Source organism: Flavobacterium faecale (genome assembly GCF_003076455.1).
Taxonomy (GTDB): domain Bacteria; phylum Bacteroidota; class Bacteroidia; order Flavobacteriales; family Flavobacteriaceae; genus Flavobacterium; species Flavobacterium faecale.
Map to the genome: position 1 here is coordinate 1,899,604 of NZ_CP020918.1, position 13,945 is coordinate 1,913,548.

Sequence of the window (13,945 nt, forward strand, 5' to 3'; positions counted from 1 at the left end):
AATAAATCAAGTTATTTATGGTAGTAGAGGTAAGGGATAGATCCAATTTCAATATTATTGGTATTGGGACTAGTGCAGGAGGATTGGAAGCATTGAAGATATTCATTGATAATGTTCCTTCTGATTGCATACATAGTTTTGTTATTATACAGCATTTATCTCCTGACTATAAATCTCTAATGAAGGATTTATTAGCCAAAAATACTACCCTGCCGATATTTGAAGTGGTAGATGGCGTTACAATTGAGGCCGGAAGCGTCTACTTAATTCCTCCAAAAAAAAATATGACCATCAAGGATGGGAAATTACATTTGATGGACAAGCCGCAAGAACATGACTTGAATTTGCCAATTGATATCTTTTTCAATTCCCTCGCCTTAGAGAAAAAGGAAAATGCAATTGGAATCATTTTGACGGGTACAGGTAGTGATGGTACACGAGGCTTCCGAACATTGAAAGAGGAAGGCGGAATGTTAATGGTGCAAAGTCCAGAGACGGCAAAATTTGACGGAATGCCTTATAGTGCTATAAGTACAGGTTTGGTTGATTTGGTTTTACCGGTAGAGCAGTTACCAGGAGAATTACTTAATTTTTTGGATCATCCAAAGGGAGGCACAGATACCGAAATGCTAGTTTGGAACGACGAAGGTTCTTTAATGAAAATTTTAATGCACATTAAAAGTTGTACCGATCTTGATTTTACATTATATAAACGACCTACACTTGTAAGACGTTTGGCAAGAAGGTTGACCATCTGCAAATGTATGACTTTGAAGGATTACCTAAATTTTTTATATGAAACTCCGCAAGAAGTTCAGATTATTTATCGAGAATTTTTAATAGGTGTTACCAGATTCTTTAGAGATCAAAATGTATGGGAACAGGTTGAAAACGAAATTGTTCCTAAACTTATAAGTCAAAACTCAGAGACCAAAGCCTTGAAAATTTGGTCTATTGCTTGTAGTACCGGTGAAGAGGTGTATTCGATAGCAATCGTCATTAGAGAAGTACTTGAAAAAGCAAATTTAAAGTTCAATGTTAAAATATTTGCAACAGATATAGACAACGAATCGCTAGAAATTGCTGGAAAAGGAATTTATCCTGAAAGTATAATAGCAGATGTTTCCATAAATAGAATTCAAAAGTACTTCGTAAAAAAGGACGATAAATACCAAATTAGAGAAGAGATTAGAAGAATGGTGATTTTTTCTCACCATAACATTGTTTCAGATCCTCCTTTGAATAAAATGGATATGATTTTTTGTCGAAACATGTTGATTTATATTCAGCCTATTGTACAGAAAAAAATTATGGGTTACATCCATTTTTCATTAAATCTAAATGGTTACTTGGTTATGGGATCGAGTGAAACGGTGGGCGATTTAAGCACTGTTTTTGTCGAAATAGATCGTAAAAATAAAATCTACCGAAATTCTGTTCAAGCACGAAGTCTAGGCGGTGATTTATTAAAGTATACCGACTCAAACAAACAATTATCAATTAAAACACCGCTAGGATGGCACAATAGCAGAAAGACTAATATTCAGCAAAAAATGACCGAAGCCTTAAACCTGCTTTTGTTAGAGCATTTAGGGATTACTGCCGTTTTTGTGGATGACAATTATGATATTATTCATGCCTTGGGTGATTTTAAGAAATATATCGAATTTCCGGATAGTGGATTTTCTATCAATTTACTAAAAATGGTTCCTGATAATGTATCTGCAATTATCGCTGCTTCTTGCCGAAAATCAATTCAAGACACAAGTGTATTAATCAAGAAAAAAGCAACCTACTTTAAAGGCACAACAAAATTCAGTCTAAATATTATTGTCAAACCTTATTTAGTTGAAGCCGTAACGGGTAAATTCAGTTACTTAATTACTTTTTTAGAAGAGTCAAAAGTCAATGTTGAAAGCTCAGAGATTCCAATGGAAAGTATTGATATTTTGACGGCAAATAGAATTTTAGAATTAGAAGAAGAATTGCTCGAAAGTCGTGAGAATTTACAACTTACGGTGGAAGAAGTAGAGACTAGTAACGAAGAATTGCAGGCTACTAATGAAGAATTATTGGCTTCAAATGAAGAATTACAAAGTACCAACGAAGAACTCCAAAGTGTAAACGAAGAATTACACACGGTAAATGCAGAACACTCTTTTAAAATTGATGAACTCAACTCATTAAATGCCGATATTGATAATCTCTTTAAAAGTATCGAAATTGGTACTGTTTTCTTAGATAATGATTTACGTATTAGAAAATTTACGCCAGAAATTAAATATCATTTCAACTTACTAGAAAAGGATATTGATTGTCCTATTGAAATTTTTAGTACTTATTTGAGTAATGCCAATATAAAAGAGGATTCTCTAAATGTTTTGCGAACAGGAATTCATTTTGAAAAAGAAATTCAGAATAATGAAGGTATTTGGTTTCTACAAAGGATTTTGCCTTTTATCGATAATTATGGAGAAACTAAAGGCGTTGTAATTAGTTTTGTTGATATTACAAAAACCAAAATAGCAGAATTACAATATAGAAATATCTTTAATCTAACTGCTTTGCCTTTGTGGGAGGAAGATTTTAGCGGTGTTAAAAAACAGATTGATGCAATAAAAGAATCCGGTGTCGAAGATTTTATTGAATATGCACAAGAAAATCCCGAATTTATTTCGAAATGTGCTTCATTAATTAGAGTAGGAGATCTAAATCCAGCAGCCAAAAAATTAATGAATATTGATACTAAAGCGCAAAACGGTTTCAGTTTTAGAGATGAAAGCATGGTGGCTTGTTTTACTAAAGAACTCGAAGTAATTTTTAATGGTGGAGGCATATACATGTCAGCACAGCGAAAAGTTACCTTAAACGACGGAGGTAGTAAAGTAATTATTATTTATGTGAAGTTTCCACCCGCTACCAATAACTATAGAAATATCATTGTCTCTGCGGTTGATATTACCGAATTGCAAATCGCCAAAAATGATCTGGAAAAAGTAAACAACGAGTTAAAACAATTTGCCTATTTGGCTACTCACGATTTACGTGCGCCGCTAACCAACTTAATTGGATTAACGAGTTTGTTTGAGGGTGATAATCTAACAGAGGAAGATGCTTTTATATTCGATAAAATAAAACAAAGCACAACAAGATTGAATGAAACGTTAGACGATCTAATCAAACTGATAACGATAACAAAAGACGAATTAGAAGAGCCTTTTAAAATTAATCTTGTAAAAGAAGTTGAACAGACGCAAGAAGCACTGCAGGCTATTTTAGATCTTGCCAATGGGAAAGTCAATGTCAATTTGCAAGTGACCGAGATTGTTTACATTCGATCCATAATCAAAAGTATTGTTCAAAACATGATGACCAATGCTGTAAAATACAAAGATCCTTCTAGATCCCTTGTGATAGATATTACGTCCCTACAAGTGGATGACTTTATAGTTATCAGTTTTAAAGATAATGGTAGAGGAATGGACATGACGAAGCATGGGAATGCTATCTTTAAACTTTACAAACGATTTGATACAGATGGTGAAATTGAAGGCAAAGGAATTGGACTGTACATCGTTAAAGCACAGCTTGAGCGCATGGGGCATTCTATAAGTGTGGTAAGTGAAGAAGGTGTAGGGACAGAATTTATTATTAAATTAAAAAATTTAAAATGATAAAAAAAGTACTTCTAATAGACGATGATCCAATCACTAATTTTGTCAATTCAAAAATTATCAAAAATTTGAAATTGTGCGAACTAGTGGACATTAAAACCTCTGGTCAATTGGCCTTAGATTATCTCTATGGATTGGAGAACGATTTTCCTGAGTTGATTTTGTTGGATATTAATATGCCAATAATGAGTGGTTTTGACTTTTTGGAAGAATATTATAAGTATGGATTCAATTGCAATAAAAGTCGAATTATAATGTTAACATCATCGGTGTTTGAATTTGATAAAACCAAAGCACTTCAGTTTGACAAAGTGATTTCATTTGTCTCAAAACCATTAACGGATGAAAAAGTATTGAGCATGTACAACTTACTTACTTAGTTTTGGGTTAAGTTGTTATTGAATTGAGATTCGTATAAGTTTTTGTAATATCCACTCTCTTTATTAATCAATTCTGTATGTGTTCCTTGCTCTACAATTAGTCCTTGGTCCATAACTACAATTTTATCAGCATTTACAATCGTTGCCAATCGGTGTGCTATTACAATAGAAGTTCTACCTTTGGTTATGGTTTCAGTAGCTTTCTGGATCAATTCCTCAGAATAAGTATCGACTGAGGAGGTGGCTTCGTCCAAAATTAAAATACTAGGATTGCTCACATACGCACGCAAAAAGGCAATAAGTTGGCGTTGTCCAGAAGATAGCATTACGCCACGCTCCTTAACATCAAAATCATAGCCATCAGGTAAACTCATGATAAATTCATGAACTCCAATTTCTTTGGCTGCTTCGTACACTTGATCTCTCGTGATTGCAGAACTATTTAAGGTAATGTTATTGTAAATTGTATCTGCAAACAAAAACACATCTTGCAAAACTACTCCAATTTGTTTACGAAGAGAATCCAAGGTGTATTCTTCAATGTTTTCATTATCAATGCAAATCGTTCCACTATTGATTTCGTAAAATCGATTAAGCAAATTAATAATTGTTGATTTTCCTGCACCCGTTGAGCCTACGATAGCAACTGTATCTCCTGCATTTACAGTTAAATCTATGCCTTTGATGACTTCCTCATTTTCGATATAGCCAAAATGAACATTTTTAAACGAAATAGCTCCTTCAAAAACAGGCGCTACTTTCTTACCCGTATCCTGAATTTGATCTTGGGTATCCAAAATTTCAAAAACGCGATTGGCTGCAATCATACCAAGTTGCATCTCATTAAATTTATCTGCAATTTGTCGCAAAGGGTTAAACAACATTCCGATGAACATTGTGTACGAAAATAAGTCACCAAAAGTTGTAAAATGGTCTCCGTTTAGTATTTTGATTCCGCCATACAAAACGACAAAACCTAAGGCCAAAGATGAAATTATATCAGCAATCGGAAAAAATATGGAGTTATAAAGTATCGTTTTTATCCATGCCGTTTTGTGCTTGTTGTTGATTCCTTTAAATTTTTCTGATTCAATTGCTTCTCGATTAAAGAGTTGTACAATTTTTATTCCTGTAACGCGCTCTTGCACAAAGGTATTCATGTTCGAAATTTCGGTACGTACTTCCTCAAAAGCAACTTGCATCTTGCGCTGAAAAATTCGAGTAAAAAAGACCAAAATAGGCATGGCTATAATTACAATCCAGGTAAGTTTCCAGTTCATGTACAGCATAAAGCCCAATACAACAACCATCTTCATCAAATCACTGATGATCATAAAAAGACCTTGACTAAAGATTCGTGCTATTGCTTCGATGTCAGAAACGGATCGTGTAACCAATTGTCCAACCGGTACGAGATCAAAATATTTCATTCTAAAACTCAAAATATGCTTGAAGAGTTTGATTCGAATGTCTTTTACAATGTCTTGACCTAGCCAGTTGGCCCAGTATACAAAGTAAAATTGTGAAAAAACTTCCAATAGCAACACGATTCCCATCAAAGCAATATATCCCAATAAGCCATGAGAATCTTCTGTTTGGATGTATCCGTCAACTGTTTGTTTTAATAAATAAGGGCGTAGCGCTGCAAAAATGGATAGTGAAATAGCAAAAATAACTACTCCATTAAAACGCATTTTGTACGGTTTTGTGTATTCTAAAATTCTTTTAAATAATCGTATGTCGAATGCTTTTGCTTTCATTTTTTGTTAAAATCCTTAAAACGTTAGTTTTTATTTTGTGCTCCGTTATTTTATTTCAAATACGGATATTCTATTTTGGTCAGGTACAATCCATGCGCGGGTACTGAGGTGCCAGCTTTGTCTCTGCTTTTGCTTTTGATGATTGTTTCAAAATCGGTTAATGTGATTTTGTGCATGCCCACGTTGACCAATGTACCTACAATAGCGCGCACCATATTTCTTAGGAAACGGTTTGCCGATATTGTGAAAATCAAATGCGTGCCGTTTTGTTGCCATTCTGCTTCAAAAATTGTGCAATCAAAAGTATTTACGTCTGTGTTGACCTTTGAGAAGCATTGAAAATTGACATGATTGAATAACAGTTTAGACGCCTGATTCATAAGATCTAGGTCTAGTTTTTGTTTTAGAAACCAACTTTTCTCTGGTAAAAAAACATCTTTTTGGGTGTTGATATGGTATTGGTACGTTCTCTTTGTAGCGTCAAAACGGCAATGTGCATCGTCTGCTACGGGGATAAGATCGTAAATAGCGATATCAGCGGGTAAAAAAGAGTTGAGTTTATGAACTAATTTCGGAATATCAATGAGGCTGTCATGGTCAAAGTGAGCAAACATTTCGCGTGCATGTACACCTGTGTCTGTGCGACCAGCGCCCATAACATTTGTCTCTTTGTTTAGTAGAACCGACAGTGCTTTGTTGAGGGTTTCTTGTACTGATGCTACATTGGGTTGGTATTGCCAACCATGGTAGGATGTTCCGTTGTATGCTAATTTTATAAAATATCTCAAGATTGTGGTATCGCAAATTTCTAAAGCCTCAAAGGTACAAAGTTTTTGTGTTGTGAAAAGGTTAAAAATTCATGAATAAGGAGCTGTGATTGGAAAGATTTGGTTGGTAAATGGATGTTTAATGGTACTATTTTGTTGATTTTTTCAAAAGTTGTCAACTACAAATAATTGGGTAATTGTTAATTTTAATCTTACCGTTGGAAATTGTAGTGTTGTTTTTATAGCGACATTTGAAGCTTGCGTGAGTGGTAGGAGCTAGCTACCAAAGTAGCACGGATGACACGACTGCAAAAGAGAAAGGGGCTTTGTAAGCGCAATAATAGTGGAGCCCCTTTTTCTATTGCAGGCACGCCCAAAGTATTATTTTGAATGGGACTAACTTTGTATCTTTGGTTTTTTAAATTAGAAAATGAAGAAGATTTTACTGCTCTCAGATACGCACAGTCATATTGATGATACCATTTTGAAATACGTGGCGCAGGCTGATGAGATTTGGCATGCCGGCGATATTGGTGATTTGATGGTGACCGATACCATTAAGAAACACAAGCCGTTGCGTGCTATTTACGGAAATATCGATTCGGCAGAGGCACGTTTAGAATTCCCCTTGCACGACCGCTTTATGTGCGAAGGTGTGTCTGTGTGGATGACGCATATTGGTGGTTATCCAGGTAAATACAACCCAAATATTCGAGCGGAATTAACTGCAAATCCTCCAAAATTATTTATTTGTGGGCATTCGCACATATTGAAAGTACAATTTGATCAAAAGCTCAATTTATTGCACATGAATCCAGGTGCCTGTGGTATAAGCGGTTTCCATCAAATGAGAACTATGCTACGATTTGTAATTGATGGTGATAAAATCAAGGATTTGGAAGTCATTGAAATTGGTAAACGTTCTTCTTGATTATTTGAAGGTGATAGGGGCTTTTATCGAAATAGAAGTTCCAGAATCCATAGCAGAATTGATGGAGATTTTTCCGTGCATATTTTTAATTCGAGCACGAATTTGATTGAGACCAAATCCTTCGATAATCATGAATTTTTTGGTGTCAAAACCTTGTCCGTTGTCTGTGATGTGGATGTATAAAATGTTTTCTATTTCGGCCAATTTTAGTTTGGCATGAGTAGCATTACTGTGCTTGATAATATTGTTGAGTAATTCGGTAATGATAAAATACATTTTGAGTTCGAAGTCTTCGTGGTATCTCTTTGTGTTCTCCTCAATGCAAATGTATTCAAAGTGAATACTTGAATTGGAGTTTTTTTCGCATAGATCATGTAAGGCAAAATACAATCCAAAACGAGCCAAAAGAGAAGGCAAAAGTTCATGCGATAGATCTCTAATTTTGTCGTGCGCATCTCGAAGAATGCTTTTGGTCTTGATTAATTCCTCTGATTTTGTTTCACTTTTGGCATTTAGTACACTCAAATGCATGTCTGCAGAGGAAAGTAAAGCACTAATGTTGTCATGTAAAAAAGAAGCGATTTTTTTTCGTTCAAATTCTTGACCGTTGATGTTTGCATTGATGATGTTCAGCTGAATGGTACTTTGAATATCTTTTATGCTGTTTTTTTGTTTCAACTTGTTATTTTGAAAGAAAAAATAAAAGAGGATGATAAAAATTAATAAGGTAGAAATAATGATGACGCTAAGGCGTTTGTTTTTGGTTTGCTCGTCAAGCAACGACTGCTCCTTGGTTTTGTATTTTGACTCTATGTTATCAATCTCCCTCTTGTACTCGTCTATTTGGAGATTGATACCCACTAAATTTGCTTTTTTCAGCTTTTCTTCGTCGTTTAATTCGGTGGTGAGTTTGTTGTAGATTTTTAGGTTTTGGTATGCTTTTTCAAATTCTTTGTTTTTGGATAAAAATTTTGAGTACTCCAAATGAGTGAATGAAAGATCTGATTTTTCGTCCCCGCTTTGCCCAACTTCAATACCTTTCTTGAAATACGCTTCTGCTTTTGCATTGTCATTTACGTATGAAGAATACATTCCGTTAAGCATGTTTATCGCTACTTCAGTTAATTCATTTCCGAATTTTGGATGGTATTTGTTGATGTATTGTAAGTAAGGAAGTCCTTTGTCAAATGCGCCAATATCAAAATAAGCCCAGGTAATATTTAGTTTTGTAAACACAAGTTGGGTGGTGTCTTTGGCTTTTGCGCTATAAATTAAGGATTTTTTGTAGTAGGCGATTCCTTTGCTGTACTCTTTTTTGTCAAAACAATAGATGTTCCCAATGTTGTTGTTGAGCCAGTTTTTTAATTTATCATTATTGGTTTTTTCGGCATAGAATAGGCCTTTTTTATAATAAAAAAATGCTTTTTCAAATTCGGTTATTTCATCAAAGTTAGCTGCAATAGTATTGTAGCTATTCGCAATTAGTTCGTTGTTGTTGATTAGTATCGAATATTCTAATGCTTTTCTGGCCATGATTAACGATTCTTCGTTTTTATCAGCAAGCATCAAGCGGGTAGATTGTCGTACAAGTTCTAAGGTATGCTCTTTGGTAGGTTTTGTAGTTTGAGAGTAGGTAGTGCTGTTTGTCGAATGAAAAATAAACAGCAGCAATAAAAGGAAGTAGCGCATTGCTTTCATACCAAGTTGAGAATACTGATTAAGCCGTAATCAAGTTATTTTTAATTGCAAATTTCACAATACTGATTGTGTTTTTTGCCTTTAGTTTTTTGATAATGTTCTTTCTGTGAGTCTCAACCGTGTTGGTGCTTATGTACAATTGCTCGCTAATCTCTTTACCACTATATTCTAAGGCGATTAATTTAATAACTTCAATCTCACGCTCAGTCAATAAAGAATTGATTGCAGTTTTGGATTTTGCCAGTTGCGGAATGTTTTGTGTTGCCGTTTTGAAAATCTTTTCGCGTACTACATTACAAAAATATTCTTCACCATTGGAAACAGAATGGATGGCTTCTACAATATTCTCGCCGGCACATTGTTTGGTTAAGTACCCAGAAGCTCCTAGGCGCATTACTTCTCGAATGATTTTTAGATCATCATAACTAGATAGGATGATGACTTTGCAAGGGAATCCTTTTTGGTGGAATTCCTTTAACACTTCTAGTCCGTCTTTTGTAGGCATGCTTATGTCTAATATAAGTACATGGCTTTTGTTGTTTCGTACTTCATCATAAAGAGTACTTCCATCTAGAGATAAGCCAACTACATCAAAATTTGCAACGGTATTGAGTAGTGTTTTCATGCCATCAATAAGTACATGATGGTCGTCGGCAAGATGAATTCGTATTTTTTCTTTCATTGGATTAAATGATGAATCTTCAAATTTAGTAAAAAAATAGTAAAGAAAAATTTTGTATGGGTAATTCATTTAGCATTTTGTTTGCCTCATGTAAACAAATTCTAGGATAAAAAAGAAGTCTCTTACTTTTGGCCACAAAAAAACCCGAATATAAAATTCGGGTTCTCTTCGCACTAATAAACTAAGTTTATAGGATTACCTCAATCTGTCCACTGATTTTACGAGATCTTCGTCCTTTTTGATGGCCTTATTAGCTAAAACTAATAACACGATAGTCACAATCGGAAGAAACATTCCAATACCTTTCTCAGAAACTATTTCAGCTTCTCCAGATACGTTTAGCGAACGATATACAAACAATCCTAATAAAATTAAATTTAATATTATGTTCAATCTGCCTATCACAAATTGATTTTTTCTGTTCTTGAACGAAATGATACTAACGATGCTTAAGGTTGTACTTAATCCAAATAAAACTACATACACTTGATCTTGCATAAAGAAGAAGTCTTTGTCGTTTATTGTCCATAACGGGAATAGAAATGGTAGGATTGCTGTTGTAACAAAAGCAAAAAACAAGTATATAGATTGTATTCTTTGTATCATTTAAAATGCGCTGTTTGTTTTACAAAAATATATTTTCTTTTTTAAAAATACTATTGTATCATTAAATTTTATTCGTATTATTGCATAACAATACCGTAAGCACTTCATACTGCGGTCTATTCGAGTTAAAAAATACTACTTTTTCTTTTCAGTATTTCCCAATTAATTAAATTCAAAGAACATTCATGTTTGAAATTTCTGCATTAAAACAGATGAAGCTTGCTGAGCTTCAAGAGATCGCAAAAGCGGCTAAGACAATAAAATTTAACGGTGTAAAAAAAGAAACGTTAATTGGTCTTATTTTAGAACAACAAACCTTTACGGTACAAGATGCTGCGCCAGCTACAGAAGTAAAATCTGAAGCAGGAAATGAGGACGATAAACCGAAAAGAGCTCGAATTGTACCTGTAAAAAAGACTCCTATAGCTAAAGGTGCTGCTAAACCAGTGATTAGCAAAAGAGTTATGGAAGCAGTTGTTGAAGACGCAATCTCAAACGAGGATGTTCCTGAAGCGAGTGCAACGGTAGAAGAAAGTTCGAAAGAAGAAGAAGCGCCTGCTAAAACGCCTAAAATCGTTAAATTTAGCAAATCGGCTTACGAAAAGAAAATTGCTAGTAAAAAAGAAAAAGAAACTGCTCCCGCAATGGTTAAAGAGGAGGGTGCAGATGCTGAACCGACTGAGGTAAAAGAACCTGTTGCTCCTGTAAAAAAGGTGAATCCAAATCAGGTAAACAAGCAAAATCCGAATCAAAATCCGAATCAAAATCCGAATCAAAACCAAAATCCGAATTTTAAAAGTAAGAAAAACAACTTTAGAGATGCTGATTTTGAATTTGATGGTATTATTGAAAGTGAAGGAGTTTTGGAAATGATGCCTGATGGTTATGGTTTTCTTCGCTCTTCAGATTATAATTATTTAGCATCACCAGATGATATTTATTTGTCAACGTCACAAATTAGATTATTTGGTTTGAAAACGGGTGATACCGTAAAAGGAGTGGTGCGACCTCCAAAAGAAGGAGAGAAATTTTTCCCTCTAGTTCGTGTACTTAAAATCAATGGGCATGATCCTCAAGTTGTGCGTGATAGAGTATCATTTGAACATTTAACGCCTGTTTTTCCATCTGAAAAATTTAAATTAGCTGAAAGACAAAGTACTATTTCAACCCGTATTATCGATTTGTTTTCTCCAATTGGAAAAGGACAGCGTGGTATGATCGTAGCGCAACCTAAAACAGGTAAGACGATGTTGTTGAAAGAAATAGCAAATGCAATTGCAGCCAATCATCCCGAAGTATATTTGATCGTTTTACTAATTGACGAACGTCCTGAAGAGGTGACGGATATGCAACGTAGCGTACGTGGTGAGGTAATTGCTTCTACTTTTGATAGAGAGCCACAAGAACACGTGAAAATTGCAAACATTGTTTTGGAGAAAGCGAAACGTTTGGTAGAGTGTGGTCATGATGTTGTTATTTTACTAGACTCAATTACACGTTTGGCTCGTGCCTACAATACCGTGCAACCGGCCTCTGGAAAAGTATTGAGTGGTGGTGTTGATGCAAATGCATTACAAAAACCAAAACGTTTCTTTGGTGCTGCTCGTAATGTAGAAAATGGTGGTTCTTTGAGTATAATTGCTACTGCTTTAACTGAAACTGGATCCAAAATGGATGAGGTGATTTTTGAAGAGTTCAAAGGTACAGGAAATATGGAATTGCAATTGGATCGTAAAATTGCAAACAAGCGTATCTTCCCGGCGATTGATTTAACTTCATCTAGTACAAGACGTGATGATTTATTGTTGGATGAAAACACCTTGCAAAGAATGTGGATCATGCGTAAATACCTTGCTGATATGAATCCTGTTGAGGCAATGAGTTTTATCAACGATCGTTTTAGAAAAACTAGAAATAATGAAGAGTTCTTGATTTCGATGAACGACTAAAGCAAAAGTCAAAAATCAAAATTCAATTTCAAAATTCAACTTCAAAAATTAAAAAAAAACAATTGCAATACTAATTGGTGTGGAGAAAAAATAAATAAAATTTCAATCGAAATTAATAGAATATGTTAAAAGCAAAAAGCTCCGATTTCGTATTGAAATCGGAGCTTTTTTTTATCGTCAATTCAATTGATTTTTTGAAATTGAAATTGATTTTTGAACTTTGATTTTTGCTTATTGCTTTCTTTCCATTTGAGCCATGTAAAATCCATCAAAACCTGAATCTGAAGCTAAAATTTTGTGGTCTTTTATAAGTGCAAATTGTTTTCCAATTTCAGTTGATAAAAAACGTGCTACTTGTTCTTGGTTTTCAGACGGTAGGATAGAGCAAGTAGCATAAACTAATTTTCCACCTGGTTTTACAATTTTTGAATAACTCTCCAAAACTTCTGATTGAATCTTGCGAATGTTATCAATGAATTCTGGTTGCAGTTTCCATTTCGCATCTGGGTTTCTTTTTAAAACACCTAAACCACTACATGGCGCATCAATCAAAACACGGTCTGCTTTTTCGTGCAAACGTTTAATGATTTTGGTACTGTCAATAATACGGTATTCGATATTGAACGCACCATCACGCTTTGCGCGAAGTTTTAATTGTTTTAATTTGCTTTCGTACAAATCCATTGCAATCAATTGTCCTTTGTTTTCCATCAAGGCAGCAATGTGCAACGTCTTTCCTCCTGCACCTGCGCAAGTATCTACTACTCTCATTCCTGGTTTTACATCAAGATATGCAGCTACCAATTGAGAATTGGCATCTTGTACTTCAAAGAAACCTTGTTTGAAAGCGTCAGTCATAAAGACATTGGCTCTTTCTTTTAAAACTAATGCTTCAGGTTGGCCTTCTAAAGGATCTGTTTCAATGTCTAAATCCATCAAAACGGCTCTAAGGTTTTCCTTTGTAGTTTTTAATGTGTTAGTCCTAAGGATAACTTTGGCTGGTTGATTTTGAGCTGTGATTTCTTTAGCCCAAACTTCTTCGCCTAATTCTTTAACACACAATTCATCCATCCAATCAGGAATAGATTCTTTGATGGCACGTGTTTTTGACAATTCGTCAAAACGGCCTTTTATTTTTCTTTCTGGTGTACCTTCAAGTTGGCGCCAATCAGGAATTGGGTATCCTCTTAAAACCGCCCATACAGAGAACATTCTCCATAAATTATCGCGATCAAAAGGTTCTTTTACCTCGGCAACTTCTGCGTACAGTCTTTTCCAACGTACGACTTCGTATATGGTTTCGGCAACGAATTTTCTATCCGAACTTCCCCAACGTTTGTCTTTTTTTAAAGCTCTTGCAACCACTTTATCAGCATATTCTCCTTCATTAAATATGGCATTTAGAGAATCAATTGTGGTGTAAACTAAATTTCTGTGTAATCTCATTTTGAATAATTGAGCTGCAAAGGTACTATTAATTGATTTGAAAGTTTAATTT

Annotated in this window: 10 protein-coding genes; 4 read left to right on the forward strand and 6 right to left on the reverse strand. The window is 34.7% G+C overall.

The window, feature by feature from the left end:
- Positions 1-17 precede the first annotated feature (17 nt).
- Positions 18-3,674 (forward strand): CheR family methyltransferase, encoded by a 3,657-nt coding sequence (locus FFWV33_RS08385; RefSeq protein ID WP_108740482.1) that lies wholly within the window; start codon positions 18-20, stop codon positions 3,672-3,674.
- Complete coding sequence (locus FFWV33_RS08390; protein ID WP_108740483.1) at positions 3,671-4,054, forward strand: response regulator; 384 nt, start codon at positions 3,671-3,673, stop codon at positions 4,052-4,054. Before FFWV33_RS08385 ends, FFWV33_RS08390 begins: the two co-directional genes overlap by 4 nt.
- Here FFWV33_RS08390 and FFWV33_RS08395 read toward each other — a convergent pair.
- Together FFWV33_RS08395 and truA are read right to left on the reverse strand one after the other, a co-directional pair.
- Positions 4,051-5,814, reverse strand: coding sequence for an ABC transporter ATP-binding protein (locus FFWV33_RS08395; RefSeq protein ID WP_108740484.1), 1,764 nt, complete (start codon positions 5,812-5,814; stop codon positions 4,051-4,053). The two genes, FFWV33_RS08390 and FFWV33_RS08395, sit on opposite strands and share 4 nt — an antisense overlap.
- A gap of 50 nt (positions 5,815-5,864) precedes the next feature.
- Positions 5,865-6,602, reverse strand: a complete 738-nt coding sequence (gene truA, locus FFWV33_RS08400) for a tRNA pseudouridine(38-40) synthase TruA (protein WP_108740485.1) — start codon at positions 6,600-6,602, stop codon at positions 5,865-5,867.
- Positions 6,603-7,011: 409 nt separating this feature from the next.
- On the opposite strand from truA, the gene FFWV33_RS08405 reads away from it, so the two are divergent.
- Positions 7,012-7,512, forward strand: a complete 501-nt coding sequence (locus FFWV33_RS08405) for a metallophosphoesterase family protein (protein WP_108740486.1) — start codon at positions 7,012-7,014, stop codon at positions 7,510-7,512.
- Here FFWV33_RS08405 and FFWV33_RS08410 read toward each other — a convergent pair whose 3' ends face one another.
- The 3 genes from FFWV33_RS08410 to FFWV33_RS08420 all read right to left on the reverse strand — a co-directional run bounded on the left by FFWV33_RS08410 (position 7,513) and on the right by FFWV33_RS08420 (position 10,498).
- Positions 7,513-9,210: a tetratricopeptide repeat-containing sensor histidine kinase gene (locus FFWV33_RS08410; RefSeq protein ID WP_108740487.1), complete on the reverse strand. Its 1,698-nt coding sequence runs from the start codon at positions 9,208-9,210 to the stop codon at positions 7,513-7,515.
- Between the two features lie 19 nt (positions 9,211-9,229).
- Entirely contained in the window at positions 9,230-9,892 is a 663-nt protein-coding gene (locus tag FFWV33_RS08415) for a response regulator (RefSeq protein ID WP_108742503.1), read from the reverse strand.
- A gap of 195 nt (positions 9,893-10,087) precedes the next feature.
- Positions 10,088-10,498 carry a DUF4293 domain-containing protein gene (locus FFWV33_RS08420; protein ID WP_108740488.1) on the reverse strand — a complete coding sequence of 137 codons (411 nt, stop codon included), beginning with the start codon at positions 10,496-10,498 and terminating at the stop codon, positions 10,088-10,090.
- A 185-nt stretch (positions 10,499-10,683) separates the two neighbouring features.
- Between FFWV33_RS08420 and rho the strand changes: the two genes are divergently transcribed.
- Positions 10,684-12,447 carry a transcription termination factor Rho gene (rho, locus tag FFWV33_RS08425; RefSeq protein ID WP_108740489.1) on the forward strand — a complete coding sequence of 588 codons (1,764 nt, stop codon included), beginning with the start codon at positions 10,684-10,686 and terminating at the stop codon, positions 12,445-12,447.
- 231 nt (positions 12,448-12,678) lie between these two features.
- Here the strand turns inward: rho and FFWV33_RS08430 are convergent, their stop codons facing one another.
- Positions 12,679-13,893: an RsmB/NOP family class I SAM-dependent RNA methyltransferase gene (locus FFWV33_RS08430; protein WP_108740490.1), complete on the reverse strand. Its 1,215-nt coding sequence runs from the start codon at positions 13,891-13,893 to the stop codon at positions 12,679-12,681.
- Positions 13,894-13,945: the final 52 nt, after the last annotated feature.